31 protein-coding genes are annotated in these 25,502 nt (G+C 69.1%); 14 read left to right on the forward strand and 17 right to left on the reverse strand.

Features of this window, described 5'->3' with window-relative positions:
* On the forward strand, positions 1-215 hold a 215-nt coding region (cas2, locus tag VXC91_RS22540; protein WP_329509124.1), incomplete at its 5' end, for a CRISPR-associated endonuclease Cas2.
* A 360-nt stretch (positions 216-575) separates the two neighbouring features.
* Here the strand turns inward: cas2 and VXC91_RS22545 are convergent.
* The 10 genes from VXC91_RS22545 to VXC91_RS22590 all read right to left on the reverse strand — a co-directional run bounded on the left by VXC91_RS22545 (position 576) and on the right by VXC91_RS22590 (position 9,748).
* A complete protein-coding gene (locus VXC91_RS22545; protein ID WP_329509125.1) occupies positions 576-1,226 on the reverse strand; it encodes an L-threonylcarbamoyladenylate synthase in 651 nt (216 codons plus the stop codon).
* A gap of 3 nt (positions 1,227-1,229) precedes the next feature.
* Positions 1,230-1,994 carry a phytanoyl-CoA dioxygenase family protein gene (locus VXC91_RS22550; protein ID WP_329509126.1) on the reverse strand — a complete coding sequence of 255 codons (765 nt, stop codon included), beginning with the start codon at positions 1,992-1,994 and terminating at the stop codon, positions 1,230-1,232.
* Complete coding sequence (locus VXC91_RS22555; RefSeq protein WP_329509127.1) at positions 1,978-2,817, reverse strand: creatininase family protein; 840 nt, start codon at positions 2,815-2,817, stop codon at positions 1,978-1,980. Before VXC91_RS22555 ends, VXC91_RS22550 begins: the two co-directional genes overlap by 17 nt.
* On the reverse strand, positions 2,814-3,611 hold the full coding sequence (locus VXC91_RS22560; RefSeq protein ID WP_329509128.1) for a class I SAM-dependent methyltransferase: 798 nt from the start codon (positions 3,609-3,611) through the stop codon (positions 2,814-2,816). Before VXC91_RS22560 ends, VXC91_RS22555 begins: the two co-directional genes overlap by 4 nt.
* Complete coding sequence (locus VXC91_RS22565; protein WP_329509129.1) at positions 3,608-4,273, reverse strand: HAD family hydrolase; 666 nt, start codon at positions 4,271-4,273, stop codon at positions 3,608-3,610. The genes VXC91_RS22560 and VXC91_RS22565 overlap by 4 nt, the downstream gene beginning before the upstream one ends.
* A complete protein-coding gene (locus VXC91_RS22570; RefSeq protein WP_329509130.1) occupies positions 4,270-4,716 on the reverse strand; it encodes a hypothetical protein in 447 nt (148 codons plus the stop codon). Before VXC91_RS22570 ends, VXC91_RS22565 begins: the two co-directional genes overlap by 4 nt.
* A complete protein-coding gene (locus VXC91_RS22575) occupies positions 4,698-5,768 on the reverse strand; it encodes an enolase C-terminal domain-like protein (protein WP_329509131.1) in 1,071 nt (356 codons plus the stop codon). Before VXC91_RS22575 ends, VXC91_RS22570 begins: the two co-directional genes overlap by 19 nt.
* The gene (locus VXC91_RS22580; RefSeq protein WP_329509158.1) at positions 5,765-7,810 is read right to left on the reverse strand and encodes a phosphoketolase family protein; all 2,046 of its coding nucleotides are present in this window, start codon (positions 7,808-7,810) and stop codon (positions 5,765-5,767) included. The genes VXC91_RS22575 and VXC91_RS22580 overlap by 4 nt, the downstream gene beginning before the upstream one ends.
* Positions 7,810-8,901: a hypothetical protein gene (locus tag VXC91_RS22585; protein ID WP_329509132.1), complete on the reverse strand. Its 1,092-nt coding sequence runs from the start codon at positions 8,899-8,901 to the stop codon at positions 7,810-7,812. The genes VXC91_RS22580 and VXC91_RS22585 overlap by 1 nt, the downstream gene beginning before the upstream one ends.
* A gap of 148 nt (positions 8,902-9,049) precedes the next feature.
* Entirely contained in the window at positions 9,050-9,748 is a 699-nt protein-coding gene (locus tag VXC91_RS22590) for an HAD family hydrolase (protein ID WP_329509133.1), read from the reverse strand.
* Positions 9,749-9,846: 98 nt separating this feature from the next.
* On the opposite strand from VXC91_RS22590, the gene VXC91_RS22595 reads away from it, so the two are divergent.
* Together VXC91_RS22595 and VXC91_RS22600 are read left to right on the forward strand one after the other, a co-directional pair.
* On the forward strand, positions 9,847-10,596 hold the full coding sequence (locus VXC91_RS22595) for an XRE family transcriptional regulator (protein WP_329509134.1): 750 nt from the start codon (positions 9,847-9,849) through the stop codon (positions 10,594-10,596).
* A gap of 7 nt (positions 10,597-10,603) precedes the next feature.
* Positions 10,604-11,071: an NUDIX hydrolase gene (locus VXC91_RS22600; RefSeq protein ID WP_329509135.1), complete on the forward strand. Its 468-nt coding sequence runs from the start codon at positions 10,604-10,606 to the stop codon at positions 11,069-11,071.
* Positions 11,072-11,081: 10 nt separating this feature from the next.
* Here the strand turns inward: VXC91_RS22600 and VXC91_RS22605 are convergent, their stop codons facing one another.
* The 5 genes from VXC91_RS22605 to VXC91_RS22625 all read right to left on the reverse strand — a co-directional run bounded on the left by VXC91_RS22605 (position 11,082) and on the right by VXC91_RS22625 (position 14,958).
* Positions 11,082-11,651 (reverse strand): HD domain-containing protein, encoded by a 570-nt coding sequence (locus tag VXC91_RS22605; RefSeq protein WP_329509136.1) that lies wholly within the window; start codon positions 11,649-11,651, stop codon positions 11,082-11,084.
* A 283-nt stretch (positions 11,652-11,934) separates the two neighbouring features.
* The gene (locus VXC91_RS22610) at positions 11,935-12,585 is read right to left on the reverse strand and encodes a phosphatase PAP2 family protein (protein WP_329509137.1); all 651 of its coding nucleotides are present in this window, start codon (positions 12,583-12,585) and stop codon (positions 11,935-11,937) included.
* Entirely contained in the window at positions 12,582-13,751 is a 1,170-nt protein-coding gene (locus VXC91_RS22615) for an MAB_1171c family putative transporter (RefSeq protein ID WP_329509138.1), read from the reverse strand. The genes VXC91_RS22610 and VXC91_RS22615 overlap by 4 nt, the downstream gene beginning before the upstream one ends.
* The gene (locus VXC91_RS22620; RefSeq protein WP_329509139.1) at positions 13,751-14,329 is read right to left on the reverse strand and encodes an ImmA/IrrE family metallo-endopeptidase; all 579 of its coding nucleotides are present in this window, start codon (positions 14,327-14,329) and stop codon (positions 13,751-13,753) included. Before VXC91_RS22620 ends, VXC91_RS22615 begins: the two co-directional genes overlap by 1 nt.
* Before the next feature lie 146 nt (positions 14,330-14,475).
* Positions 14,476-14,958 (reverse strand): helix-turn-helix domain-containing protein, encoded by a 483-nt coding sequence (locus tag VXC91_RS22625; RefSeq protein ID WP_329509140.1) that lies wholly within the window; start codon positions 14,956-14,958, stop codon positions 14,476-14,478.
* Positions 14,959-15,444: 486 nt separating this feature from the next.
* On the opposite strand from VXC91_RS22625, the gene VXC91_RS22630 reads away from it, so the two are divergent.
* The 9 genes from VXC91_RS22630 to VXC91_RS22670 all read left to right on the forward strand — a co-directional run bounded on the left by VXC91_RS22630 (position 15,445) and on the right by VXC91_RS22670 (position 23,512).
* A complete protein-coding gene (locus VXC91_RS22630; protein ID WP_329509141.1) occupies positions 15,445-16,443 on the forward strand; it encodes a hypothetical protein in 999 nt (332 codons plus the stop codon).
* A complete protein-coding gene (locus VXC91_RS22635) occupies positions 16,443-17,138 on the forward strand; it encodes an ATP-binding protein (RefSeq protein ID WP_329509142.1) in 696 nt (231 codons plus the stop codon). Before VXC91_RS22630 ends, VXC91_RS22635 begins: the two co-directional genes overlap by 1 nt.
* Before the next feature lie 118 nt (positions 17,139-17,256).
* The gene (locus tag VXC91_RS22640; protein ID WP_329509143.1) at positions 17,257-17,823 is read left to right on the forward strand and encodes a WhiB family transcriptional regulator; all 567 of its coding nucleotides are present in this window, start codon (positions 17,257-17,259) and stop codon (positions 17,821-17,823) included.
* The gene (locus VXC91_RS22645) at positions 17,820-18,896 is read left to right on the forward strand and encodes a DUF2637 domain-containing protein (protein ID WP_329509144.1); all 1,077 of its coding nucleotides are present in this window, start codon (positions 17,820-17,822) and stop codon (positions 18,894-18,896) included. The genes VXC91_RS22640 and VXC91_RS22645 overlap by 4 nt, the downstream gene beginning before the upstream one ends.
* Before the next feature lie 103 nt (positions 18,897-18,999).
* Positions 19,000-19,224 (forward strand): hypothetical protein, encoded by a 225-nt coding sequence (locus VXC91_RS22650; protein WP_329509145.1) that lies wholly within the window; start codon positions 19,000-19,002, stop codon positions 19,222-19,224.
* Between the two features lie 203 nt (positions 19,225-19,427).
* Positions 19,428-19,886 (forward strand): plasmid mobilization protein, encoded by a 459-nt coding sequence (locus VXC91_RS22655; RefSeq protein WP_329509146.1) that lies wholly within the window; start codon positions 19,428-19,430, stop codon positions 19,884-19,886.
* Positions 19,886-21,652 (forward strand): relaxase/mobilization nuclease domain-containing protein, encoded by a 1,767-nt coding sequence (locus VXC91_RS22660; protein WP_329509147.1) that lies wholly within the window; start codon positions 19,886-19,888, stop codon positions 21,650-21,652. The genes VXC91_RS22655 and VXC91_RS22660 overlap by 1 nt, the downstream gene beginning before the upstream one ends.
* Positions 21,653-21,756: 104 nt before the next feature.
* On the forward strand, positions 21,757-22,161 hold the full coding sequence (locus VXC91_RS22665; RefSeq protein ID WP_329509148.1) for a hypothetical protein: 405 nt from the start codon (positions 21,757-21,759) through the stop codon (positions 22,159-22,161).
* Between the two features lie 109 nt (positions 22,162-22,270).
* Positions 22,271-23,512: a DUF6236 family protein gene (locus VXC91_RS22670; protein ID WP_329509149.1), complete on the forward strand. Its 1,242-nt coding sequence runs from the start codon at positions 22,271-22,273 to the stop codon at positions 23,510-23,512.
* A 6-nt stretch (positions 23,513-23,518) separates the two neighbouring features.
* Here the strand turns inward: VXC91_RS22670 and VXC91_RS22675 are convergent, their stop codons facing one another.
* Together VXC91_RS22675 and VXC91_RS22680 are read right to left on the reverse strand one after the other, a co-directional pair.
* Positions 23,519-23,752 (reverse strand): hypothetical protein, encoded by a 234-nt coding sequence (locus VXC91_RS22675; RefSeq protein ID WP_329509150.1) that lies wholly within the window; start codon positions 23,750-23,752, stop codon positions 23,519-23,521.
* A gap of 698 nt (positions 23,753-24,450) precedes the next feature.
* On the reverse strand, positions 24,451-24,651 hold the full coding sequence (locus tag VXC91_RS22680; RefSeq protein WP_329509151.1) for a dehydrogenase: 201 nt from the start codon (positions 24,649-24,651) through the stop codon (positions 24,451-24,453).
* Positions 24,652-24,810: 159 nt separating this feature from the next.
* On the opposite strand from VXC91_RS22680, the gene VXC91_RS22685 reads away from it, so the two are divergent.
* Together VXC91_RS22685 and VXC91_RS22690 are read left to right on the forward strand one after the other, a co-directional pair.
* The gene (locus VXC91_RS22685; protein ID WP_329509152.1) at positions 24,811-25,068 is read left to right on the forward strand and encodes a hypothetical protein; all 258 of its coding nucleotides are present in this window, start codon (positions 24,811-24,813) and stop codon (positions 25,066-25,068) included.
* A 76-nt stretch (positions 25,069-25,144) separates the two neighbouring features.
* Complete coding sequence (locus VXC91_RS22690) at positions 25,145-25,444, forward strand: hypothetical protein (protein WP_329509153.1); 300 nt, start codon at positions 25,145-25,147, stop codon at positions 25,442-25,444.
* The last annotated feature ends 58 nt before the right edge of the window (positions 25,445-25,502 follow it).

Genomic DNA, 25,502 nt, shown 5'->3' on the forward strand with positions numbered 1-25,502 from the left:
TGGCCGCGCACGGCGCACGCGTCCAGTACAGCGTCTTCGAAGTCACGCTGCCGACGAAGAAGGCGGTCCAGCAACTGCGCGGCACCCTGCGCAAACTGATCGACCGCGATGAGGACCAGATTCGGCTCTACCCTCTCCCGGCGACCGTGCTGAACGAACTTGTCATCCTCGGCGACCGGCGCCTCGAAGAACGCGCCGACTTCTGGATCGTATGACCACCGCTGTGCGGTCGCCGGAGGGCAAGCGACGGCACAACCGGCCATGGCAAATCTGGCTGGTTCCCACGGGTTAAGGAACCAGCCCGGCTGCCCGGACACACGAAGAATCCAGGAAGATCCAGCGGTCCCAGTTGGCGCCAGTGGTGCTCAGCAAGTCCCGGGGCCCTCCCATCGCCCCATTGAGGCGTCTTCAAGGAACCGTCGCAGCGCGTCGTCATCTCTCTAGCTCGTCGCCCGCAACGCACACCTCCGCACCGCCCAACTTTGAAGACCGGGTCTAGTCGACCTTTGGTCGTGGGAACCATGATCGCTCCGGTAGCCCGCTCCTAATCTGCTCAGCAGGAGGAGGCGAGGTCGTCAGGCGGTCCGGATCTCGGTGCCGAGCGCCGCCGAGATCGCCCGCTGGTGGACGAGGCCCGTACGCACCAGCCGGGCCTCCGGGGTGAAGCAGTCGACGATGGTCATGTGGTTCGCCGCCGGACACACTCCGTCGTCGACGATGACGTCGGGCTCCAGACCGGAGGCGGCCAGGAAGGCATGGACCTGGTCGAGGGTGATGGCCGGCCCGGGGTCGTTCGGGCTTGCGTCCCCGGAGATGTTCGCTGTGGTGGCTGCGAGAGGAACTTTCACCGCCGACGTGAGGTCCCCGAGGATGCCCGGGGCGATCGTGACCAGGGCGGGTGATCCGACTGCCGCGTGCTGGGCGGCGTCTTCCGCGTGCTTCCACGGCAGCAGCAGTGCGAGATCACCGGGCCAGAAGGCCGCCGCGAGTCGCCTGGCCTCCGGACTGAGGATGAAGCGTTCCTCGCAGGAGGCGGTGGAGGTGGCTACGTAGGCGAGGGGCTTGCCGCTCGGGCGGCGCTTGCCCGTGATGATGCCGTCGCACGCCTGCGCGTTGCTCGCGTCGGCGCAGACCATGTACCAGCGTCGGGTCGGGACGACAACGATTCCTCCGCCCTCGACCGCCTGTGCTGCGGCTTCGAGGTCTTCGGGACCGATGACACGCATGGGCTACTCCTTGTCGACTGCGGGCTGCGAGGTGGCGGTGAGAGGCGGATAGTCGAGCCATGGGTCGCGCAGGGCTTCGAGGCGGCGGCGGGGGTGGTCCGGGTGGGAGACGCGGAAGTAGGCCATCACCCTGGGGAACGGGGTGAGGTTCCGTCCCACCGAGTGCGGGATGAGGTGGTGCATGAGCAGGACGTCGCCGGGGGCGCCGAGCAGGGGCACCCCCCGCTCGTGGTCGACCTCTGGGGGCACCTGTTCCGTCATACCGAGCGACCACTGAGTCCGGAACCAGTCCGCCATGGTGTGGTGACCGGCCGGCCGGTAGTGCAACGCACCGTCCTGCGCGCTGCTCACGTCGGACAGGATGACCCCGACGAGGAGCGAGAAGGTACGCAGTTCTCGCGGATCGAGGTGAGGGCAGGAGACCCCGTCCACGTGCATCGCCTTCTCCGGCTGCGCGTCGGGGAACTCCGACTCGGGCACTCGGATCTGAATCTGGGCGGTGGTGACGGGGAGGGTGTCCCCGAGGAGGTCGGTGGCGAGTTCGGCGGCGTCCGTCTCCCTGTACAGGGCGAGGATGTCGGGGTGACTCCCGAGTTCAGGGGCGAAGGTGCGCTGGCTGTAGGCCGGGATGTCGCTGGCTTTCAGGTCGCGGTACCACGTCCCGACCAGGGAGGTGGCGCGTTGTACGAGCGCGGGGGCGACCAGTGCACGGCGTGTGAGCACGCCGTCGTGTTTGAACGTGTCCTTTTCCTCAGGTGTGAGGGGCACAGTGCCTCCGTAGGGTCTGCGACGGCCCATGAGACGTGGCCGTGTCGATGCGGTCGAGGACGTGCGTACTGGCGTCGAGCGCTGCGGTGAGGAGCTTCTGGCCCACTTCCAGGGTGGCCTTGCGCGGATCGCCGCCGATGACGCCGTCGGTGGCGAGCGCGGGGTCGTCGGAGGTCCAAGGCCAGGTGACGCCCCGATCGAGTACGAGCTGGCCGATCGCCCGGCGCTGGCCGGGGTCGGGGAACGCCTCGCTCGGCAGCAGGTCCAGTCGGACCCGGTCCGGGTCGAGGGCGAGCATGAGGGCGGTCTCCAGCGTCCCGGCATGCACCTCGGGCAACTCGCTGTCGAGCGGAATGCGGCCGACGGCGAGTGCGGTCGGGTGCAATACGCAGGTGGTAACGCCGTGGGAGTGGCGGAGCTGGTGGACGACCGCTTCCAGCACGCCGCGGCTGCCGCCGTGGCCCTTGATGAGGAGCACGGAGCCGACACGCATGGAGCGGGTGTGCTTGGTGACGAGCGTGGTGATCAGCGTGGCGTACAGGTGGACGGCCAAGGTGATGGTCCCCGGCGTCCGAGCGTGTTCGGGCGAAAGGCCGTAGGGGACGGCCGGTCCTACCCAGAGGTCGTACCGGCCCGTCACATGCGCGGCCAGGCGGTGGGCGAAGCGCTCGGCGATGACGGTGTCGGTGTCCAGGGGCAGGTGTGGGCCGTGCTGTTCGACCGACCCGAGCGGCAGGCAGAGGACGGACCTCTCGCCGAGCTCGGCCGCCACGCGAGGTGCGGTGAGCGCGGTGAACGCCCGTCTGGTGCTGTCGGTCGTCACCTCCTGCTCCGTTGCCCGAAGCGGATCAGGAACTCGTTCTCCTCCGGGAAGATGTCGTGCTCGCTGAAGTCCGTGAGCCGCTCCTTGACTGCGGTCTCGAATTCCGGCAGTCGGTCGCCGAAGAGCTGGGGTGCGGCGAAGGAGGTGGAGTAGAGGTAGCCGAGGATGCTCTCAGTGGTCCAGGTGCGGTGGACGGGAATCCGGGCCTCCTCGACCTGGTCGAAGGGCGACTCCTCCATGATCTCGCTGTAGGGGCGGTTGTGGTGCTGGAAGGTGCCGGAGCCGGCGCGCCGCTCCTCGCCGAGAAACGTCTTGATGACGTCCCGGACGGCCTCCTTCCAGGGGCTGGTCGCGGTCCAGAAGCTGCTGTCGCCGAAGATGGCCACGACACCGTCGGGGGCGACCTGGTCGTTCAGGCGGGCCAGTACGGCGGCCTGGTCGAGCCAGTGGAACGCGCGGCAGATCGTGACCAGGTCGGCCTTCCAGTCAGCGGGCGGCACGAAGCCCTCGGCCGTGCTCTCGACAAGCGACAGGCGCGTGCCTCCAGGCAGCTTCGGGCGCAGCGCCGACTCCGCCGCGGCGAGCATGGCGGCGTCATTGTCGATGGCGATGATGTCGTCGAATCGGCGGAGCAGCGCCTCAGCGACCAGCCCGGTGCCGGTGCCGACGTCCAGCAGGCGACGTGGACCGCCGGTCCGGGTCGGAGCGGCCTGGTCCAGGGCCGCGGCGACGTCTTCCGGGATACCGGGGCGGAACTGGCGGTAGTAGCCGGCGGTTCCGGTGAACAGGCTCATGTGGCGCTCCGTGGTGCGAGGTGCTGAATGTGCGCGGCGGCCGCCGCCAAGTCGTTGGCGACGAGCACACCGTGGTCAACGAGCAGGGACTCGTCGGGGACCTGCCTTCCGCGCGAGATCCACACGGCCCGCGCTCCTGCTTCGATGGCACCCACGATGTCGCACGTCCAGTCGTCACCGACGTGGATCAGGCCACTTGGGTCCGTGCGGAAGTGGTCTGTCACGGCCTGGAAGGCGCGGCGATCGGGCTTGGCGTGGCCGATTCGGCAGGACGGGAAGAAGTAGCTCACCCACGGGGAGAGGAGTGTGCGCATTCCGTCGATGTCGGCGTCGACGCAGGTCACGTTGGAGAGGGTGATGACGGTCGCTACGGCACTGATCCGGCGCAGGGCATCGGTGGTACCGGGGTAGAGGCTGAACGGGGCCGGCGCCACATCGCGTGGGAACGTCTCCGCCGGCACCTGGATAGCCTCGCAGACCTCGTGCACCACGGAGTCGGTCAGGACCGGGCGGGTGTGGAGGCTGGACCGAAGGATCTCGCGGGTACGCGCGTGAGGTAGCGGTGACGCTTCGACCAGCCGCATCGTCAGGCCGGGGCCGCTGGCCATACCCAGGGTGCCCCCGACGTCCACGGAGACCAGCAGTTCGGTTCGTGTCGTCACTGGGTCCTCCCCGTGGTGGTCGGGAGCGCGGAGACGACGGCTTCGATACGGGCCTGCCGGACGTCCGGGGTGGTGGCTTCCGAGAGGAACGTGAGGACGTACCGCAGCTCCGCTTCGTCGAGTGCGTCGAGTAATCGCCCTTCCTGATCGGCGGCGGCGTTGAGGTCCGGTGGGACGCTGCGGGGACGCAGTCCGTGCGGCAGGTGGAGTCGGCCGTGCCAGTGCTCGCCGTCAACCGATGCCGGAAAGCCGTTCGTGGGCCGCAGGACGGTGATGTCGTCCAGGGTTAGGATGCGCACGGGGACGGACGAGTCCGCCATGTCGAGGCTTCCCGTAAGGAAGGTGTCGTGGCCGTCGAGTCGTCGCGACAGGCGGAGCAGGGGCCCTTCCGGGCTGTGGACAACCGTGCCCTCGACAGGGACGTTCAGTGGGGCGCTGGGCATGCTGTGCTCCTTGGTGCGGCGCCGAGACCAGGGGTGTCGGGCAGGCGGATATGGCCGTTCTCGGGGCGGAGCGGTGCCTCGTAGAGGCGTTGGCGACCGGGCTCCCACCGCAGCCGGTACTCGACGGCCGGGACGGCGTCGGGGTAGGCGGCGGCGAGGTGGATGCCGGGCAGGAATGAGCGGCCGTGCGGGTATACGGGGACGCCTTGGGCCTGAGCGACCGGGATGATCTGTGCAGCTCGGGTCAGACCGCCGCATCCGACGGCGTCGAGGATCAGGGCGCTGGGCCGTATGTACTGGATCAGTCCGGCGGGGTCTTCGTCGCAGTGCGCGCGTTCGCCTACTGCCAGCGGCAGCGACGTCGCCGCGAGGAATTCGTAGGTGTTCGCGTCGTGACGCGGGAGCGGGTCCTCCAGCCAACGAAGGCAAGCGGGATCGGCGGCCTGCGTGAAGGCCAGAGCCACGGCCGGTGTCCAGGTGCCGACCGCGTCGACCGCGAGCGGCGCGCCGAGCGCGTTAGAGCAGCGCTCGACCGCTTGGGCCATGCGGGCCGCTGCTTCCCTCGACGGGTCGGCCGGATCGCGACGAAGCCCCCACTTGCTGAAGCTCCAGCCGCCGGCCATGACGCTGGTCAGTACGTCCGGACTGTTGATGCTGCTGAGGTCCTGAGTGAGCCAGGAGGCATACGCCGGGACGAGCGGCCGGGGGGCTGCGGTGGTGAGGAGTTCAGCCACCGTGCGCCCGGCGAGTCGGCCGTGGAGGCCCCAGACGGCGCAGTCGACCGTGCCGACCGCCCACGAGGCAACATCGGACGGATACCCGCGGGATGCAGCCCACAGCTCGTCCAGCAGACGAGCATGGTCGGTAACCAGTGCGTCCTTCGTCTCGGAGGCTAGTACGTCGTTCACGTAACGTCCCACGCGTTCCCGGACCGGGCCGTACCAGCCGACCGCGTTCCCAGCGCGGACGGCGACGAAGAAGGTGTCGTCTCCGGCGGCCGCGGGCTGCTTCGTCTGGACCACGTGCAGGTCCTGGATGGTCCACGATCTCATCGGAGCACCTCCCGGAAGGCCAGAAGGAGGTCGGCAGCCCGCTCGACTCCCGTCACGTCCATGCCCATGGCGCGAGCGAGATCGCGCTGCGGCATCGGACCGGCGGGCTCCTGCCAGCCGATGACGTCGACGGGGCGGCGGAGCCTTCCCGACAGCAGGCCCCACACGGCCGCCGGGTGGCCGAGAGTGAGGATGAGAACGGGGGCATGGGCACCGAGGTAGTGCTCGATCTCGCGGCCGTTCAAGCCCCGTGGCCACACGCTTGGAGCACCGAGGACGGTGAGGTCCAGCAGATTGACGACTCGGATCCGGCACTGGTGACGTACGCGAATGCGGTCGACGGCTTCCGTGGCCACGGCAGCGGGGATGTCTCCTGCTGTCACGATCGTCAGGTCGGGTTCGTCATCGTTGCTGAGGTGTGACCACACCGCGAGCCCACGGCTCTGTTCCTCGGCAAGGTAACCCTCCGGGTGGGGAGTGCGGCTGTGCTTGCCGGTGATGATCAGGTTGGCGCGGTCCACGGAGTCGAGCGCCTCGTCCAGGACTGCCGCCGTCCGAGCTGGGTCCGCCGGCGTCAGCACGTGAACTGCAGGGGCGCCCAGTCCCAGCAGGGCGGTGGCGAGGGATGGGTCACCGTGCGTGTGGACGTTGTGCCAGCCGTAGGAGGTCAGGAGGACGTTGAGGCTGGGCAGGCCCCGAGCGCCGTCCAGGCGTCGCTGCTTGATGTGCCCCACCAGGCCGCTCGTGAGCAGAGGGGCGAAGCTCTCGTACGACACGAGCAGGCCCCGTCGCCCGCTGGCAGTCCAGCCGGCGAGCCACTCCAGCAGCACCTCCTCCGCCAGCAGTTCGTGAGTCCATCGCTCACCCGCCAGGTCGGGGAGACGGTTGGAGGCGAGTTCGTCGGGGCTGAGGAGCAGGAAGTCTCCTCGGTCGGCGTGCTGCCGGACGGTCCCGGTGACCGCGCTTGCGAACGAAACCGCACTGACCGCCCCTGGGGCAGCGGGAGTTGCCGACCGTCCGGAGGGAAAGGAGCACCAGCGAACCCGAGCGACGGCTTCGGCAAGAGGCCCTCGGCAGTGCCCGTTCGCGTCGAAGAGCTGCGAAGGACGGTAGGAGGCCAGCCAGTCATCGAGCTGCGCCAGTTGTTCCGCGTCGGCGCGCGGATTCGTCAGGGGTGTCTTGTGCAGGGCAGGCGTACCGAGGAGCGTCTGGCTGCCGAGGGCAACGGGGCCGGTCCATCCCTTGACGCAGCGCAGGACGAGAACCGTGGAACGGTCCTGCAGGGTGGACTCCATGGCGCCCCACAGGGCGGCTTGAAAGGCGGCGTGCTCAGTTGGCGATCCGGTGGTGACATGGACGATCTCGGCTTCCCATCCGAGGCCGGCGAAGTACGCGCGAAGGCGGTCGTCGTTCAGCCGTCCGAGCAGAGACGGACCGCCCATGCGGTAGCCGTTGACGTGCACTATGGGAAGGACTGCGGTGCCGGCGAGGTCTCGGTGCGCGAGCCAGGCGCCTGCGGTGGTCGGGGTCTCGCACTCGCCGTCGCCGATCACCGGGACGACGATCCGGCCGGGAGCGTCCAGGGCGGCTCCTTGGGCGAAGGGCAGGCAGCCGCCGAGGCGTCCGCCGAGGAAGGTACCTGCGGGAAGCGCCGGGGTGACCTCGGCTCCCAGCCCATCCACGTCGGGGAATGATTTGGAGAGTCGTCGCAGACCGTCGGCGTCCGGTCCGAAATCGGCGCGCAGTTTGCCAAGCTCGCCCGTGACCCAGGAGGCGGAGATCTGGGCGACGCCGGCGTGCCCGGCGCCGAGCAGCGGCACGAGGCCGACTTCTTCTTCGAGGGACCCGGCGGCAAGAGCGAGGTGGGACAAGGCCCAGGCGGTGCCCGGCACGGTTCCCCAGTGGCCCGAGGGGCGCGGCTTCACGTGTTCGACGGCGAGCGGCTGGCTGAGCAGGACGTTGTCCTGTAGGTGGAGTTGGCACACCGAGGTGTAGCAGATGGCTCTCCACAGGGCGTCGGACAGAACGGCATTGCCCTCCATCACGCGCCGACCAGGGACTCGTCAGCGAAGGTGAAGTACCACAGAGGGCGGTAGCACTCCCATGCCGCGGGTCGCAGGCCGGAGGGCTTCATGATCTTCTCAATCTCGTTGCGGGCGCGGAGGTAGTACTCAAGTTCCTGGGCTCCCGGGACGCGCAGGCCGGCCATGATGCGGTTGTGGGCCTGGTAGACCTGGAAGTTGGGGAACTCGGTCACGTACGGCGCAAGGGCCTCGACACCGGTGCGGAGCGCGTCGAGGTCGTCCAAGCCCGCGATGTACGTGAACGACGTGCTGTGGCCGGCGGCGACCGCCCGCCTCAGCACTGCCGGCATCCAGGTGGTCGTCAGCACCGCTTTGCTGGCCTTCAGCAGCAGGTCGCGTCGGGTGAAGCACTCAGCAGTGAGCCGGAGAACGAAGGGGCCGACGTCGGCAAGCTCGTCGAACGCCTGCCTGGAGCGCAGCACTGAGGTGAGGAAGCCGAGGCGGGCTTCAATGCCGTACTCGGCGAGTACCGAGCGCAGAGCCCGCAGATGGTCGACGGCCGCGGGCTCCCGCTCGAAGCATCCGGTGGAGACAGTGACCTCTCGGACTCCCGTCAGATCCCGCCGCGGGTGTTGCTCGCGCAGCGCGGCGAGGAGTTCTCGGAGGTCCTGTTCCTCCGACAGCCGCGGGTCTGCCGCCGCTTCCAGTGTGTTGGGGCAGAAGGCGCAGCCCACGCAGCGACTCCGGGCGTTCGGGTTGAGCGTCAAGGCGGTGCCGGCGCCGCGGAAGTAGCCACCGACCGCCTCATCCGCATCGACACGCTCCACGAAGCCGAGCGGCGACTCGCCCAGCAGCAGTTGCCCGTCAATCAGTCGGAAGGGCGACGCAGCCGCGTTCAGCGGGACGATGAGCTGCCAGCGCACCGACGGCGCGCTGTCCAGCCGCACCTGCAGGCGGGCGCGGTGACGCGGCGCTTCCCCGTCGATTCCGTGGAGGTTGATCGCGATGAGCAGGGCGTCTTCGACCGGCACCCCGTACCTCTGCGCGAGTCGCTCCACGTCCGCGAGCGTGGACGTCGCGCCTGCCTGTCCGCCGAGTAAAGCTCTCACGCGCGTGCTCCATCCATGAGGCAGGAGAGGGGACGGCACGTCGGTGGGACGCGGGAGACGCTCCGCCGACGGCTCCCAAGAGCGTGCCGTCGTACGGCAGGACGGCGAACCACACGCAGGGACTTCTCGCGGACGTCCCGGGACGATTTCAGCAGACGGCGTGAGCCAGCGACCGTAGTCGCTGCATCAGGTCGGTGACGTCCGTGAGGTCAGCGAGCACGGTGCTCGCTCCGGCCTCCCTCAGTTCGTCCGCGCTGTGGACGCCAGAGGCCACGGCGATTACGTGCCCGCCGGAGTCGAGGGCGGCCTGGACATCACGTGGGGTATCGCCGATCAGGACCACGGGCGTCTCGGCCGGGGTGCCATAGGCGGCGTGGACACGGGCCCGTGCGACGTCGACCAGATCAGCCCGGTCTGTTGCGTCCGCTCCGTACGCCCCGCACTCGATATCGACCAGTCCGTCCAGCCCGAAAGCCCTCAGCTTGACTCGGGCATTCGCCTGAACGTTTCCGGTGAGGACCGAAGAAATCATGCCGGGCTCGGCCGCCACTGCGGCGAGTGCCTCGCTGGCACCGGGAAGCGCCCGGCCACGACGGGCGAGATCAGCCTCCCGCGCCGCGCCGGCGGCCTCCAGCGCGGGCTGGATCAACGCCCACTCCGGCGGCTCCATCCCGTGGTCCCGGAACATCCCCGCGATGATCAGTCGATCAGTCCGGCCCTCGGTACGGGCCGGATGGTCGGCGGCACGGCCGGCGACGCCTTCGAACGCGGCGGCGTAGATCTCTTTGCTGACGCCGGAGTTCTCGATGAGGGTGTGGTCGATGTCCCAGAGCACGATCAGTGGCACGGGGCCAGCGTAGGCGTACGAACAGTTCCGGCCACAACCGCGTCCAGCGGGCTCATCGCACTTGCGGCCTGCTGTCACGGTCCGGTTGGCTTGCCTGGGTGAATGAGCGACTGCGTTCCGCACTCGTGCAACGTGGCCTGACCGTGGAGGAGTTGGCAGCAGCCTGCTCCGTGGACCCCAAGACGGCCAGCCGGTGGGTCGGTGGCCGGGTCCCCCACCGCCGGCACCGTTGGACGGTCGCGAACCTGCTGCGGGTCGACGAGACATACCTGTGGCCGGACAGTGTCCAGGGGGCTCAGCGGCTTGGTCCGGCCCGCTCGGAACTCGTCGATACCTACCCCAACCGAGCGAGCGTTCCCCGGGACGTGTGGCTGGCCTTGCTCCTGGGCGCCATGAAGCAGGTTGACGTACTCGTCTTCTCAGGGACCTTCTTCGCGCAGACGAACCCACACATCGCGAGGATGCTCCAGGAAAGGGCACAGGCAGGCGTTCGCGTTCGGCTGTGCTTCGGTGATCCGGACGGAGAGGCGGTCCGTGTCAGGGGCAGGGAGGAGGGCATCGGAGACACGCTCGCGGCCAAGATCAAGGCGTCCCTCACGTACTATCGCGACCTCGTCGGCTATCCGGGCTGTGAGGTGCGCCTCCACGACACAACGCTCTACAACTCGATCTTCCGATACGACGACCACCTCATGGTCAACCCGCATGTCTGGGGCCAGCCGGCGAGCGCGAACCCGATACTCCAGCTCCGCAACACAGACGGCGAGGAGTGGTTCCAGCGGTACGGCGACAGCTTCGAGGCCGTGTGGGCATCCGCGCGCCCCTGGGCGCCAGACAGGCAGGAGTAGCACCATCGTGGGCAGGACCGAGTACTACCACGACCCAAAGGCCCCCAAGGCCAACACCCTCATCCCCGCCAGCAACCTGCTCGTGGTCGACGACGAAGGCGCCATCCTCCTCCAGCGACGCCGCGACACCGGCCAGTGGGCCCTGCCCGGCGGAGCCCAGGACATCGGCGAGAGCCCGGCACAGTGCGCCGTCCGCGAGTGCGAGGAGGAGACCGGCATCGTCGCGGAGGTCACCGGCTTCCTCGGCGTCTACTCCAATCCGGACCACATCATCGAGTACACCGACGGCGAGATCCGACAGCAGTACGAGGCCGTGTACATCGGCCGCCCCGTCGGCGGCAAGCCCACAGTCAACGACGAGGCCGACGGCGTGCGCTGGGTCCACCCGGACGACCTGCACACGCTGGACATCCACCCGAGCATGCACGAGCAGATCGGCCACTACCTCACTGGGGCCTACCCCTACCTCGGGTGACGGCTCGCATTCACAGCTCGACGTCGACCTCGACCGCGGCCGCCCGCACCCGATTCACACTCGCGTGGATGTGCGGCGCGGCCCGGCGAATGAAACGCCCCACCACGCTGTCCTCGCCGTAGCGGCCCAAGATCTCATGCAGCCGCTCACGGGGCGTCGTTCGCAGGCCGTCTGGCGTCGTGGTCATGTCGCAGTGGACCAGCGCGTCCACCAGAAGCGGATCACTCAGGCGGGGAAACTCGTCGGCCAGCTCATCTCGTAGGCCACGCTCCTCGGCTTCCAGCAGGGCGTACGAGTGGTTCGCGACCAAGCGGACAACCCGGTCCTCCGCAGTGTGCACGTCCCGGAGGTACCGTGCCCCGTCCAGCGGATGGAATCCGGTAGCGACAAGCGGGGGCACATAGCCGATGTCATGCAGCACCGCAGCGGCCTCCAGTACCTCGGCGCTGTTACCGACCAACGGCGCCAGCATCCGGGCGCAGGCAGCAACGCCCTGCGTGTGTGCCCACCTGCGCGGAAGGCTGCTACTCAGCAGTTCGCCAGCCAGTTCGTACGCCCAGTCAACCTCGGTCGTCGCCACGTGGGGAGGATAGGGCAGCAACGGCGAGGCCGTCCTGGGCATCCGGTGTCGTGCGCAACGGCGAAGATCGGACTCTGCGAGAGACATCGGACTCTGCGGGAGTCACCGAAGATATGGCCGTCATGTTCGCCGAGCCCAGCTCCCTGTGGTGGGTCCCCGACGGGTACGCGATCGCACTTGCCGTCAGCCGGTGGCCGGACGGAGCCGCTGTGTGCACCGGGGACATGGATGCTGGCGCAGTCCGCCGCTCCGCCGGCGTCGTTGCGGCCGCTCGCGTCACTCTCTACGTCAGCCCCGCGAACACCGCCCCCGCTACCAGCGCCCCCACAATTGTCCCCGCGGTGACCTGCGCAGGCGTGTGGTCGCGCAGCGCGATACGGGACCAGCCGACGACTGCAACGGGTATGAAGCCGAGGAGCATCCAGGGGCCGTAGATGACTGCGGCGATGGCGACTGCGCCGGCGGAGACGGCCTGGTGGACGGAGATCTTCCAGGCGACGGTTATCACCGCGAGGATGGCCAGGGTGGTCATCATCGTGACCGTCAGGGCGATCAGGCTGGTCGGACCGCTGAAGAGGGCGATGAGCGCGATGCCGATGAGGACGGACGCGATGATGACAGCCATGACGAGGAGGCGGGCGTTGCGGGCGCCGACGTTGCGGTCGTCCCAGCGGCCACGGCGGATGCCGGAGTCTATGAAGAGCATCGGGATGACCGCGGCGAAGAGGATCGTGATCAGGCTCCAGCCGAGGCCGGCGTAGCGATGGGCGTGCCAGCCGGTGAGGAGACTGACGAGGACGATCCACGTCTTGGGGTGGAGCCACTCGCTGATGGCGTGTGCGACTGGACGCGCCTGGTGGGGTTTGGCGGCCGGGGAGGCAGTGGCGGCGTCGGTGGCAGCGGGCCGGGCGGCGGTCGTGGGGGTGGTGCTCATACGGTGGTCGTCGCCTTCGCGAGGTTGAGGCGCGCGGCCGCCTGGGCGGCGAAGGCGCGGGTTTCGGGGGTGTTGTAGGCGGTGCTGACGCGGCGCAGCCAGTCGAGTTCGGCCTGGAAGCCGGGGTGGTCGACGGTGGGTTCGGGGTGGTCGCCGCGGTAGGCCTTGGTGGGGGCGAGGGTTGCGGCGGTGGCGAGCCATGCGGCTTCGGCCCGGGTGTCCTGTGCTGTCGGGTTCGGCGTCAGTCGGCGGGCATGATCGCGTGCCTCGTCCTGGAGTGAGGCAGGAACTCGCTCGGACAGGGCGAGGATGGCGTCCTCGATCTCGACGATGCGTCGCCTCAGCCTGCGTTCTACGCGACGCCGAGGAAGTTCGTTGTGCAGGACGACGTGGGGCGCCGCAGCGGTGAGGCCCCTCCACAGGGGTGCGAGGTCGCGGAGGGCTCGCCATTGGTGGGCGGCGCGGGTGGCGACGGAAATGGGGGCCAGGCAGCTGCCCAGCGCGATGCACACGATGGCTGCCATCTTCAAAAGGTCGCACACGCCTTCATACCGCGCGGCCGTGGTGTCCACGGGCGGCGTACCGAAACAGGCGCCGATGTAGCAAAGACGTACGAGGGAATAGCCGATGCCCAGTCCGCAGCCGATGCCGAGGAAGGTGTGGCCAGCACGGACCCATCCGTCGCGCGCGTGGCGTGCCGCGTAGAGGAAGAACCAGGTCGCGGCGGTCATGGACAGACCGATGTAGACGGTGAAGACAGCCACGTGGGCGATGGCCCAGGGGGAGTCGGCGTTGGACTCCAAGTACTCCAGATAGCCCGGGCGGTCGGGGGCGAGCAGGAAGGTGACCACCATCGCCGTGTAGCTGACGGTCTGCACGACGAGGCGAGTGCGGCCGAAGAACCCCTCAGGCCTGACGATGGCGATGACGAAGCCGAGGACCGCGGAGGCCGAAACCGCTCCGAACAGGTGCTTGGCCAGGTAGGCGGAGTTCGCCACGCCCGTGGTGGTGTCGACCCAGTCCGCGACTTGTGGGACCTCGAAGGTCATGGCCAGGGCGAGGGCGGCGAAGGCGAGGCACAGGGTGCGTTGCTTGGCGCTGTGCCGCAGGGAGGGCATGCGCCAGAGAAAGACGGCCCACAGCAGGGCCGCTACGAGGAAGTGCATCACGAGCGGTTCCTGCGGGGGTGGGTGAGGGCGGCGTCGACGCGGCAGGGGATGGCGTCCGGACTGGTGGCGCGCTGGGCGTCGAGAAGGTCGCGGAAGATCTCCGGAAGCAGGGTCGCGATGAGCTCGGCGTCCTGCTCCATCTGCGTGCTGTAGGCGGTCCGCCCGAAGGCGGACGCCACCGCTTCTTTGTCGATGTCCTGCGGCAGGGCCGCCAGGAGGTCGCTGAAACCGCTGCTGCTGTCGTGCTCGAGCAGGAGGTGGCCGAGTTCGTGGCGGATGACCTGGTTGCGGTGGTGCTCGCTGACCGCGGCTGCGTGGAAGATGAAGTCGCTGGACTCGGATGCGATCCAGAGCCCGCACGGCACGTCGGTACCGCCCAGTTCCGGCAGTGCCTGGACGAACAGGTCGCGTCCGCGGGCTTTGGACAGCTCGGTGCAGAACTCGTCCAGGCTGAACGGGTCGGGTATGCGTACTCCGGCCAGATTTCTCAGGCACTGCGCGCGGAGCCGCTCATCTCGTTGGCGCGCATGGCGCCGCGCGTCCCGCTTTCGCCGGGACGGTATCCATCCGTACATGCTCAGGGTGTTTCCTTGCTGACTGCGGTGCCGCTGCCTGCGGTATCGCTGGGCGTCGCGCGGCTGGCGCACGTGATCACATTCGTCTCGGCGCAGTGGGGTCTCGTTGTTCCGGCCCGATGAGTTGGCCCCCTCAGGGGGACGACTCAGGTGCCGTCCTTGGGGGCCTCGAGCCCCTCCGCTTTGCGGACCTGGTCCAGGACCGCCTCGATGACCCGCAAACCGTCCGGGGACAGACCTTTGGCCCGGAAGGCGATGCTGCGCACGCCTTCCGACTTGAACCGGTCGAGGAGTGCCAGGCCCTGTACGACCTCTTGTTCCTGCTCCGCGGTCTTCTCGTCGAGGAAGTAGTTGATGTTGACGCGGAAGAAGCGGGCCAGTGAGTCGAGCGTCTTGATGGTGGGGTTGTCGTTCTCTCCCGAGCGCGTCTGTCCGATGGTGCTGGGGGAGACCTTGCGCCAGCCGGACTCGGCGATGACACGCGAGACCTTGGCATGCGTGTACGGCTCCCCGGTGTCCGGGTCGAGCCGGCTCTCGAACAGCGCGTTCAGCCGCCGGCGTACCTGTGCGGCGAGGTCACGCCCCACACGGTCGTCGTCCGGTGGCAGCGGATCGGTCTGTCTGGGCATCGCACTCCTATCCCCTCTTCCAGCTCACGGTACTTCACTGCTGTGATGGGTTCAGAGGGGGGTCCCTGCAGCACTCTGCTGTTGACAGGAGGCCGATAGTAAAGCGTATGTTCGTCCTTGTGGATCACAAAATAATGTTGCGTCGAGCGGGAAGCCCTGGTCGGAGCAGCTTGAGCAGCACCGAGAGGCGCGGGATGGTTCCCGTCGTCCGCAGCGTGAGGCGGCCTGTCACTCGCGCATGAAACGCCGATGCCCAGGAGCGGCCACTCCCGGGCACCCAGCGATTTCGATCACTGGCCCCGGCAAGGGCCCCGATCACATCAATGCCGTCCCGAGCCTCCGTATGGGCAGTACGGGACGACACCTCACCGGAGAGTCTTGCATGTTGCTAGCCCTACGTGAAAGGCCCGGCCTCCTCGGCCAGGGACAAAGCCTCCCGCCCATCCGCGCGGATCTGCGCGGCTGCGCGATCGGGGGTACTTCCTGATGGCGCGCATTCGTACGGTCAAGCCGGACCTGTTCGTCAACGAACGGGTCGCAGCCTGCTCGGTCACCGCGGTCGTCACATACATCGGCCTGTTCACCCAGTCCGACGACCACGGGAGGCACCGGGACAACCCGGCGATCATCGCCGGCCTCCTCTGGCCGCTGCGCGCCGAGCACACCCCCGTACACGTGGAGGAAGACCTCCAACAGCTCGCCGACGGCGGCCTGATCTGCCGGTACAGCGGCTGCGACGGCAAGCGGTACCTCCACATCACCGGCTGGTACGAGCACCAGAAGATCGACCGGCCCAGCCAGTCACGCCTTCCGGTGTGTGTCGCTCATCACGGCGATAAGCGGTGCGGCCCTTGTAAGGGAATCTGCGTCGAGGCCGGCGCGAGCCCCCAGGGAGGCCTCGCTGAGACCTCGTCGAACCATCGACGAGCCTTCGACCCGAGTCCTGCACCATCCGCGGGCTTGCCCGGCGACCGCACCGCAGCGCTGCCCGTCCCCGGGAACGGGCAGCCTGCCGACCGGGAGGCGTCCGGCGGCCAGGGCAAGGAAGCCGCAGGTCAGGGCCGTATCGGTGAGGTCTCGTCGAATGTTCACCGAGGGTTCGACGAGGCTTCGACGTCCGGATCCAGGATCTTGGATCCTGGATCTTCTTCACCTACGGGGCGCACAGCGCCTGGCGCCACCACGGCCGCGGATCTCCTCGCCGGGTACGTGACCTCCTGCGCCCAACGCCCGCCGGGCGATGTCCTCGGACACCTCGGCCGCCTGCTGAAGAAGCTGCTCGCCGAAGGCATCGCGGTGGAGCACATCCGCGCCGGTCTCGCCCGGTACGCCGAGATCCAGGGCCATCCCTCCCGGCTGCCGAGCCTGGTGAACGACGCCATGAACGCCTGCGTCCCCGCCCAGGCCGCATCCCGGACCGGTACGGCCCACCAGGCGTGGACCAACCCGACAGACGCTGTTGTCGCGTACGCGGAGGAGCTGTGATGAGCCGCGAGCCCGAACTCTTTGGCGCAGGAGCCCTCCAGCGACTGCAGCGGATCCTCGCGGCCCGTGGCATGAACCCGCAGAACCTTCCCGAGGCCCCGGTCGACGCCGAGACGTACACCCCGCTGGGCCTGCTGGATGCACGGATGCCCCCGCGCTATCGGTCCGCCCGCGTCGATCACCCCGAGGTGCTGGCCTGGACCCGCGACGTGATCGCCCGGGCCAAGGCACCCAACCCCGGCGCGCGACGGCAGATCACCACCGGCCCCAGCCTGCTCCTGGCCGGCGTCACCGGCGCGGGCAAGACCCACCAGGTGTACGGCGCGGTCCGAACCCTCGTCGAAGCGGGCATCGCAGTCAGGTGGCGGGCCACCACGGCCGCCGACCTCTACGCCGACCTGCGTCCACGCCCCGGCCATGACACCGAACGCCAACTCGAGACGGTCAGCCGCTGCCCGCTGCTGATCCTTGACGACCTCGGCGCGGCCAAGACCTCGGAGTGGGTCGAGGAGATCACCTATCGGCTGATCAACCGCCGGTACAACCTGATGCTCCCCACGCTGATCACGACCAACCTCGCCATGCGCGACCTTCGCGGACACCTCGGGGACCGCGTCGCCTCCCGGCTCGCCGAGATGACCACCCGCGTCACCTTCGAGCCCGTCGACCGCAGACGCCAGCCCCACCCCGCCTAACCTGCCGCAGGCCGCCACGCCGGGCCGCGCCGCCAGAGCGCCACCCCGTGTACTTCCCGACCCAGCGCACCTCTCCGCCGACGCCCACGGCGCGCGGAGGGCGATCGGAGCAACCAGTATGATCCCCACGACGTTCAGCCCTGCCCGCCACCGGTCGCTCGGCGACCACACCTGGCAGGACCAGGCCGTCTGCCGAAGCACTGAGTACAACCCGGTGGACCCCGAAATCTTCTTCCCCGAGCCCGACGAGACCGCCTGGATCACCGCGGCGAAGTCGCTGTGCGGCCAGTGCCCGGTCCGCCGCACCTGCCTGGACGCCGCCCTTGAAGGCGGCGACACCCACGGCGTCCGGGGAGGAATGACAGAGGAGGAGCGCGCACCGCTGCACGAGAAGCTCGCCAGCCGCCTCGACTACAGCCGCGTCAACGCCACCATCGCTGGGCGTGACGTCCACCTCACCAAGGCCGAGCGACGCGCAGTCGTCCACGCCGCCTACCGGCACGGCCTGTCCGAACAGCGCCTGGCTTGGCTCCTGAAGGTCACCGAGGAGCACGCCCAGAAGCTGTACCGTGAGACCCGCCGGGCCCTTCGCAACCGAGACCTGAAGAAATCGCCGCAGGCCACCGCGCCTTCCGAGACCGACGGCGAGCGCTTGGGCCGCGAAGACTTCGGGGCGGCGGCGTGACCATCGCGAACGCGTCCAAGACGGCGCACATCACCGGATGGGACCGCGCGGTCGTCATCGCCCTCGGCGGCGCGGGATGCGCCCTGAGCTACGACGCCCTCCAGCAGATGGCCATCGCCATCCACGTCCGCGGTTTCCTGACGTACCTCTTCCCGCTGGTGATCGACGGCTTCATCGCCTACGGCATCCGAGCCCTGCTGGTCCTGCGCGACGCGCCCCTGCGCGCCCGGCTCTACGTCTGGACGCTCTTCGGTACGGCCACCGCCGCCAGTATCTGGGCCAACGCGCTGCACGCGGTCAGGCTCAACGAGGAAGCTGCCCCGGTCACCGGCCTGAGGCTCGGGGACACGGTGGTCGCGGTGCTGTCCACCGTCGCCCCGCTCGCCCTGGCCGGAGCGGTCCACCTGTACATCATCATCGCCCGAGGGCCGGTCAAGGACAGTGACCGAGAGGACCGCGACGACCTCGGTCAGACCGGTCACCTCAATCAGGCCGGCCAGGTCGACCACCCCGAACGCTTCCCGGTCACTCGGACTGACCGGCCCGGTCCGCGGAAGCCGCAGGCCGGTCAGGTCAGCGCCGGACAGCCGGTCACTTCCCTGACCGACCGGCCGAGACTGTCCCTGGACAAGCAGAGCACGGGCCACCGGTCACTGACCGAGGACAACCCCCCTGCGGGCAGCACCGGCCCGGACACCGGTCACAACGACCAGGAGCACAAGGCCGCTGACCTGCACGGACAGCCGGACACCGCGTCGCAGGTCACTGACCGCCCGGTCGGCACCGAGCCGGTCACCGGCGCCCCGGACAGTCGGCAGCCGGTCACTGCCCGCCCGGTCACCCCGCCCCAGGTCAGTGACCGGGACACCAGGTCAACCCGTGACCGACGGCCTGACCCGGAGCTGCTGGAGATCGCCCGGTCAGCGGTCAGGGCCGAGGACAAACTGACCCGCAAGGTGGTCGCCCAAGCAATCCGCGGTCAGCAGATCCCGCTGTCCAGCGACACGCTGACCGCCCTGATGGTCCAGCTCCGCCAGCACCACGGACAGACGGTCACCTCCTCCCGGAACTGACCGCACGCCCCCATGGGAGGTGACCGAGCCGGACACCTCGGCCGGTCACCCGCCCCGGACTCCCCACCCCACGACCTCCTCCCGTGAACCGGAGAGCACCGCCATGCGCACGAAACCCGCGACACCCGCCGAGGTGGACACCTGGCTGACCGTCCTGTACCAGCGCGGCCACCTCCACCGCGCCGAATCCGGTCCCGACAACACCTGGACGGTGCAACGATGCCGACACAGCCGCCCCTGGACCCTGCACCATCCGGTCCTGGCCATGGACTGGATCGAGGACATCGTCCGCGACATCCACCAGCAGGACGCGGAGACGGGCCGGTGACCGCCAACGACCCGGCGGCCACCACGTCCGGACCGCAGCGTGACCCCAACACGTCTCCTGGCGGAGCAAGTTGTCGCGTACGACGGTCCTACGGCCCGTCGTACGCACTTGCCCCCGCCCAGGGGGGCGGGGGAAGCCTGGCTGGTCCCCATGCGCCGTCGCTCGGGGACCAGCCGGACTCCCGGCACCAGGGGGCGCCCGTCGTGGGAGGAGAAGCAGACGACCGCGCCCCGCGCGAGCAGCAGAGCCCGAGCCAACCTGCTTTCCCCGACCGCAAGCCGCGCCGCCGCACCCGCAACCCGAGCCAGCGCACCCACAAGACGACCACCCGCCTGTCCGACACCGAGAAGACCGAGATCACTGCCGCCGCCAAGCAGCGCGCCGTCACCGTCGCCCGTTTCCTCGCCGCCGCCGGCCTCGCCGTCGCCCGCGGTTCGACCACCGTGCACACCAACGAACAGCTCGACGCCGCCATTGACGAGCTGGCCGCCCTGCGCACCGCCGTCTCCCGTGTCGGCAACAACATCAACCAGATCGCCTTCGTCTACAACGCCGGAGGGCAGCCCCGCCCCGGCGAACTCGATCACGCTCTGACGACCTTGATCCGCGTCCTGGCTCGCGTAGACGACGCGGCCGACACCCTGGTGAAGAAGCGCCTCTGATGGTCCCCAAGATCCGACGCGGCTCGCGCACCCATGGCCTGCTCGTCTACCTGTACGGCCCCGGCAAGCGCGACGAGCACACCGACCCCCATCTCGTGGGCAGTTGGGACGGCTTCGCCCCAGACCCCGGCCGTGACGCCAACCCCGAACCCGACCCCAAGGTCACCCTGGCCCGGCTCGCTGCCGCCTTGGACCTGCGGGTCAAGCAGGCAGGCGACAAGGCCCCGGCCGAGCACGTCTGGCACTGCTCGGTGCGTACCGACCCCGGCGACCGGACCCTGACCGATGACGAGTGGAACACTGTCGCCCGCCGCCTGGTCCACGCCGTCAACCTCGCCCCCGAGGGCGATCCTGACGGCTGTCGCTGGGTCGCGGTGCGCCACGCCGACGACCACATCCACATCCTGGCCACCATGGTCCGAGGCGACCTGCGCCGCCCGAGGATGAACTACGACTTCAAGAAGGCCCAGGCCGAATGCCGCCGCATCGAACAGGAGATGGGCCTGCGCCGGCTCAAGCCCGGCGACGGCACCGGAGCCAAGACGCCCACCAGCGCCGAGCGCTTCAAGGCGGAGCGGGTCGGCCGACCCGAGACACCGCGCGAGATGCTGCGCGAGGCCGTCCGCCAGGCCGTCGCCGGAGCCGCCAGCGAAGCCGAATTCTTCACCCGCCTTCGTGAGGCGGGCCTGCGCGTCAAGCTCCGGCACGCCCCCTCCGGTGACGTCCTCGGCTACACGGTTGCGCTGCCCGGGGACCGCAACCGCGACCGCGAGCCGGTCTGGTTCGCGGGCTCGACCCTGGCCCCCGACCTTTCCTATCCGAAGATCCAGCGCCGCCTTGCCGACGGAACTCCTGACGCGGTCATGCGGGAGGCCGACAGCGGTCCATCGGACTGGTCGCCGCCAGCACGGGGGCGACGCACCGCCACAGGGGTCGCCGAGTGCGCCGCGATCCTCCTGGACAGCGACGACGACGATGCCGCAGCCCAACTCGTAGGAGTGGGCGAACTCCTGGACGCGGTCGCCCAGACCTCTCCGGCCGCCACCAGCGCCGAACTTGGCGCCGCCGCTCGCTCCTTCGAACGAGCCACCCGCAGCCGCGTCCGAGCCGAACGCGCTGACACCCGGGCGATCCGCTCGGCGGCCCGGGGCATCATCCAGGCCGGCGGTGCGCTCGGCCGAGGAGAAGACGGCGGAACCACCGCCATGCTCGTCTCCACCCTGGTCTTGGTGGCGTTGGCCGCCGCCCGTTGGCACTCCGCACGCGGTCACGCCCAGCAGGCCGAAGCCTCCCGGCAGGCCGCCGAGCACCTTCGCGCCGCCTACCGCCAGGCCGCTGCCGCACCCATGCAGGCCCTGCGCGACCAGGGCCGAGCCTTGCCCGAAGCCCAGCGCCGCGCCTACGAGACCACCATCCGCGCCGCCCTGCCCGAGAACCGCACCCGACCCGGCACGAGCACGAAGAACGACGCCTTGGCCGCCACCCTGGCTCAGGCCGAGCAGGCAGGCCACGACCCGAAGGCCCTCCTGCAGGAGGCCATCGCCATGCGCGAACTCGACACGGCCGAGGACGTGAACGACGTCCTGGTCTGGCGACTGCGCCGCCTCGCCCAGCTCCCCGCCCACCCGGGCGAAGCCACTCGACGCCCCCAAGTCGGCACCGGCCGCGCCAAGCCTCCCGCCAATCGGACCGGCGTCCGGACCGCGTCCCCGGCCTCGCCTCGGCCCGCCGCACCGGACCCGCACAGCCGCCCGCCGCGCCGCTGACCAGCAGTCCGGCAGGCCCTCCACCGGCCTGCCGACTGCGCGAAACCCCTGGACAACCGGTTCCACCGGCTGTTACGGATGAAGAGAAGGCCCTCGACCGGGAGATGACGCTCGTGCTCAGAACGACCGACAACCACGTAGAGCCGACCCTCGTCCTGCCCGCCGCCCCCGCCGGAAGTGATCCGCTGCTGCAACTCCAGTACGAGACGCAGCCGCCCAGCGGACCCGGAGCGACGCGATGCCTCAGCCACCCGCCGGAGCTGTCCCTGCGCGGCATCCCCGTGCTGTGCTCGGCCTGCCGGGCCCGGCGCGACTGGCTGCTCATCAACCACGGTCGCAACGTCTGGGTCCGCTGCCGCTGCAGCAACCAGTGGCTCGAGTCCGAGTTCAGCCGCGCCGACTTCGACGCCATGATCGCCATCCCGGACGGGACGGCCTACCCCAGCGTCGAGCAGGGCCTGATCGCACTCGGCTTCGACGGCGCGTTCGCCGGAACCTACCTGGAGTAGAGCAGCTCGGTTCCGCTCCTTGCACCAGCAGCGAACACCGCTTGCGTAGCATGCTGTCGGCCCCCGGACGCATCCGGTGAGGCCGACATGACGCGGTGAAAGGGCAGCAGTGCAGCGGATCGGCCTCTACTACCCGTACGTGCACTTCCGCAAGGAGCAGTGGATCAAGGCCGCTGCCCTCTACTGGCCGGGCCTGGCCCGAGTCGTCCCCCGCGGATTTCCTGTCAGTGACCCGGGTCTGGTCAAGGCCCTGCGCGACGGGCTGGACAACTTCCTCACCGACGTGGACCCCAGGGAAGCGGCAGCCGCTGTCGCCCCCGCCTTCTTGAAGGCTGTCGAGGACCACGGCACCGAACTGAGGCAGCGCTTTCTGGCAACGGCCGACACCCGACCCTTCCACACGCAACAGGGGAACCAGCCCGCGCTGTTGATGGGACAGCGCATCATCAACGCCGAGCCGACCTCGCCTGACGACCTGCGAACGCTTCCGCGCGACGAACGCCCCCTCGCCGGCCTCTACCCGCACGAGGTAGACCCAGGGCTTGCCGACGCCCTACGCGGTGCCGGTCTCGCCGTGCCGGCCATGCGGTCGCGCATCGCCAGATCCGCGGACGTGACGTGGCTGGCCATGGACCCGGTCCTGGCCTGGATCTACAAGTGTGTGCTCACCGAGGAGCTGGCCCGCCGTACGCGCTACGCACCGATCACCGACCAGGTCGCGGCCCACAGCGCCACGGACGGCTGGGACAGCGACCGGATCGCTGCCGCCATGTTGGGCGAGCCGCCCCGACCGGCAAGCTCCGACGAGACAACACGACTCGGGCTGATGGCCGTGCAGTGCGTCCTCCCGGACGGCCTGCGCTCGGTGCCGGTGGCGAAGATCATCCAAGTGCGGAACGACTACCGGGCAGAATTCAGTGCCTTCACCCAAGCAGTCGACAAGGCTGCGGCAGACCTGCGAGAGCAGGTGGGCGGCATCGAAGACCGCGCAGCCTTCGAACACCACCTTCGGATGACATTCGACGAGAGCATCGCCCAGCCTCTTGAGGACCTGCGCAAGGCTATGAGCGGCCTCAACCTCAAAACCTTCTACAGCGCGCTGAACTACAAGTTCGAAGTGCCCGCCCTCGCCGCGGCGGCGAGCGGCTGGGCAGGCAACGTGCCGATCGCCGGAGGAAGTCTCGCGATCGCCGCCGCGACCCTGCGCCAGGCCACGGCGGAGGCACGCGACGCGCAGCTCGCTGGCTCTCCGGTCAGCTACCTGCTCAGGGTGGAACGGAACCTGAAGCCGACCACACTGGTGCGGCGGGTGGCGCGAACGCTTGGCCGAGCTGCCGGCTCCGGAATCTAGCCGCGCTCAGCCGCGGTTGCCGTGCTTGGGCAGCTCGCCCCGGAAGTCGCAGCCGGGGCACTCGTCCTCGCCCTGGACATGGCCCTCGTACCAGTCGTGGACGGCTGCGTGGAGGATCGCCTCCTCCACCGAGGCTTCGCCGCTGCGGACCGACGCGATGGCGTTGCCGACAATCAGCCGGAGCACGGCGCTGTCGGGCGAGGGGAACGGCGGGGACGGCATCGGTGAGTCGGTCGTCATGGCCGCAGCCCATGGGCGGGACCGACTGCCGGTCAGCCGGATGCGGTGCCGTCGTGATGGGCGGTGCCGTGCAGGTCGCTGCGGAACCCTCGGCCGACCGGCTGCCAGCCCTGCAATGTGGCGGGCCTCCAGCGCGGCCGGTCCGGCACCCTGGTGTCGTCGGGCTCTGGCAGAGTGCCCCGGCTCTTGCGGCTGCGGGCGGCCCGGACGCTGATGCCCAGGTGGGCGGCGACCTCCGGATACCCCCGGAGCCGTTGGTCGCCGGCCGTCGTGTCTCCCTCGTTCGTCCGTCCTGAGCGTACGCACCATCCGGGCGGACGGCGTACGGCGGAGGCCGCCCCTACCGGTCGGCGGGGGCGGCCTTCTGCGGTTGTGGTCAGACCTCGGCGAGGCGGTTGGAGAGGTCCAGAGCGACGGTGGCGACAGCGAGGGCGCCGCACAGGCCAGTCACCTCGTGGAGGGTGGGGCGGACCAGGCGCGGCCAGTTGTCGGGGGCGGCGGGCCAGCAGCATGTTAGTGGCAGCCGCTCCCCCTTTCGAATAGGCGCCCCGCCTGCCACCAAAGGGGCGGTGCCGTCGACACCCGCTTTAGGAGTTCGATCTCGCCCCAGTCTCGCTGGGGCCTGCCTCGTGCACCGGTGCCGCACGCGGCTGCTGATTGTCGCAGCCGTCCGCGGTCGTTGATGTCAGCGTTAGATGTCAGCGAAACAGCTGCGGCAGCGGGCACGCCTCCAAAGGCTCATCCGGCCGGTCGGCCCAGCCCCACCAGACATGCCGAACGGCACATCTCCACAGCGTGCGGCAGGTCCGCAAGCCATCGTCCTCCCGCTCGCAGAGAACGAAGCCGCCGGACTTCATTGGCTGGCTGCACTCGGGACAGGCCGGGGCGTCGTCGGTCATGCGGCGCACCCTAACGAAGCTGCCGCTTCGTCCTGAAGCAACATGGGTGGGCGCTCCACCCTGTACGTGAACGTGGTCATGCAGTTAGACACCCACCAGCTCAGGAAGCGGTGTCGTAGGGTCGGCTAGGTTGTACGGATGACTGACAGGGATCCGCTCGTGTCGGCACTCACTGGCCTGCTCGTCGATGTCGTTTGGTGGCTGGAGAGTTGTGGGGACGAGGAAGTGGATCCCGACTCCGCGGTGAAGATGTTGGAGAGCGTGGGCGGGGCGCTGCTGCGACTGCCCTCAGACCAACGCGAACGGCTCTTGCAGGTACTCGCAGGCCTGGCCGAAGCGGAGGAGGATCCTGCACGGCGGGAGTTCCTGAAGTCGTTCCCCTTCGCCATCGGCATTGTCGAGGACCAGGAGAGCTGAGTACGGCACCGGACGGTGGTGCCCAGTTCGGTCACTACTGGGGCTTCGCCTTGGCTCGGCATGCCAGACTGCAGCAGTGGAGGAGATCTACCAACTGTGGTTGGCGGCCGTGCCGGGCCCCATACCTGAGGACGAGGCTCGGATCTATTGGAACTGCAAGGACGATCCAACCCCAGTTCTGGACGAGGGCTTGCGTCGCGCCTCCTACCTCTACGTTGGTTCTTGGGGTGATGAGCACGAGCCGGAGAATCTGTATGCGGGCCAAGGGCACTGCCCTGCCAACCGGCTGCACAGCTGGCTCTTCTACATCGGGACGATCGATCGCTATCAGGCGCCGTTGCTTGACGAAGAGCTGATGGCTCAGCTGATCAGTTGACTGCACTAGCTCAGGCCACGGCTCGACTCCGTGACCTTGGTTCACGAGCATGCGGGGG

Source organism: Streptomyces chiangmaiensis, assembly GCF_036281785.1.
GTDB classification, from domain to species: domain Bacteria; phylum Actinomycetota; class Actinomycetes; order Streptomycetales; family Streptomycetaceae; genus Streptomyces; species Streptomyces chiangmaiensis.

Coding starts and splice junctions, on each gene's coding strand:
- VXC91_RS22545 (WP_329509125.1), bottom strand. CDS start 1,226: ATGCGTGTCATCGGTCCCGAAGACCTCGAAGCCGCAGCACAGGCGGTC.
- VXC91_RS22560 (WP_329509128.1), bottom strand. CDS start 3,611: ATGAGCCTGTTCACCGGAACCGCCGGCTACTACCGCCAGTTCCGCCCC.
- VXC91_RS22570 (WP_329509130.1), bottom strand. CDS start 4,716: ATGCCCAGCGCCCCACTGAACGTCCCTGTCGAGGGCACGGTTGTCCAC.
- VXC91_RS22575 (WP_329509131.1), bottom strand. CDS start 5,768: ATGAGATCGTGGACCATCCAGGACCTGCACGTGGTCCAGACGAAGCAG.
- VXC91_RS22580 (WP_329509158.1), bottom strand. CDS start 7,810: ATGGAGGGCAATGCCGTTCTGTCCGACGCCCTGTGGAGAGCCATCTGC.
- VXC91_RS22610 (WP_329509137.1), bottom strand. CDS start 12,585: ATGAGCACCACCCCCACGACCGCCGCCCGGCCCGCTGCCACCGACGCC.
- VXC91_RS22615 (WP_329509138.1), bottom strand. CDS start 13,751: ATGCACTTCCTCGTAGCGGCCCTGCTGTGGGCCGTCTTTCTCTGGCGC.
- VXC91_RS22620 (WP_329509139.1), bottom strand. CDS start 14,329: ATGTACGGATGGATACCGTCCCGGCGAAAGCGGGACGCGCGGCGCCAT.
- VXC91_RS22625 (WP_329509140.1), bottom strand. CDS start 14,958: ATGCCCAGACAGACCGATCCGCTGCCACCGGACGACGACCGTGTGGGG.
- VXC91_RS22630 (WP_329509141.1), top strand. CDS start 15,445: ATGGCGCGCATTCGTACGGTCAAGCCGGACCTGTTCGTCAACGAACGG.
- VXC91_RS22635 (WP_329509142.1), top strand. CDS start 16,443: ATGAGCCGCGAGCCCGAACTCTTTGGCGCAGGAGCCCTCCAGCGACTG.
- VXC91_RS22640 (WP_329509143.1), top strand. CDS start 17,257: ATGATCCCCACGACGTTCAGCCCTGCCCGCCACCGGTCGCTCGGCGAC.
- VXC91_RS22650 (WP_329509145.1), top strand. CDS start 19,000: ATGCGCACGAAACCCGCGACACCCGCCGAGGTGGACACCTGGCTGACC.
- VXC91_RS22660 (WP_329509147.1), top strand. CDS start 19,886: ATGGTCCCCAAGATCCGACGCGGCTCGCGCACCCATGGCCTGCTCGTC.
- VXC91_RS22665 (WP_329509148.1), top strand. CDS start 21,757: ATGACGCTCGTGCTCAGAACGACCGACAACCACGTAGAGCCGACCCTC.
- VXC91_RS22675 (WP_329509150.1), bottom strand. CDS start 23,752: ATGACGACCGACTCACCGATGCCGTCCCCGCCGTTCCCCTCGCCCGAC.
- VXC91_RS22680 (WP_329509151.1), bottom strand. CDS start 24,651: ATGACCGACGACGCCCCGGCCTGTCCCGAGTGCAGCCAGCCAATGAAG.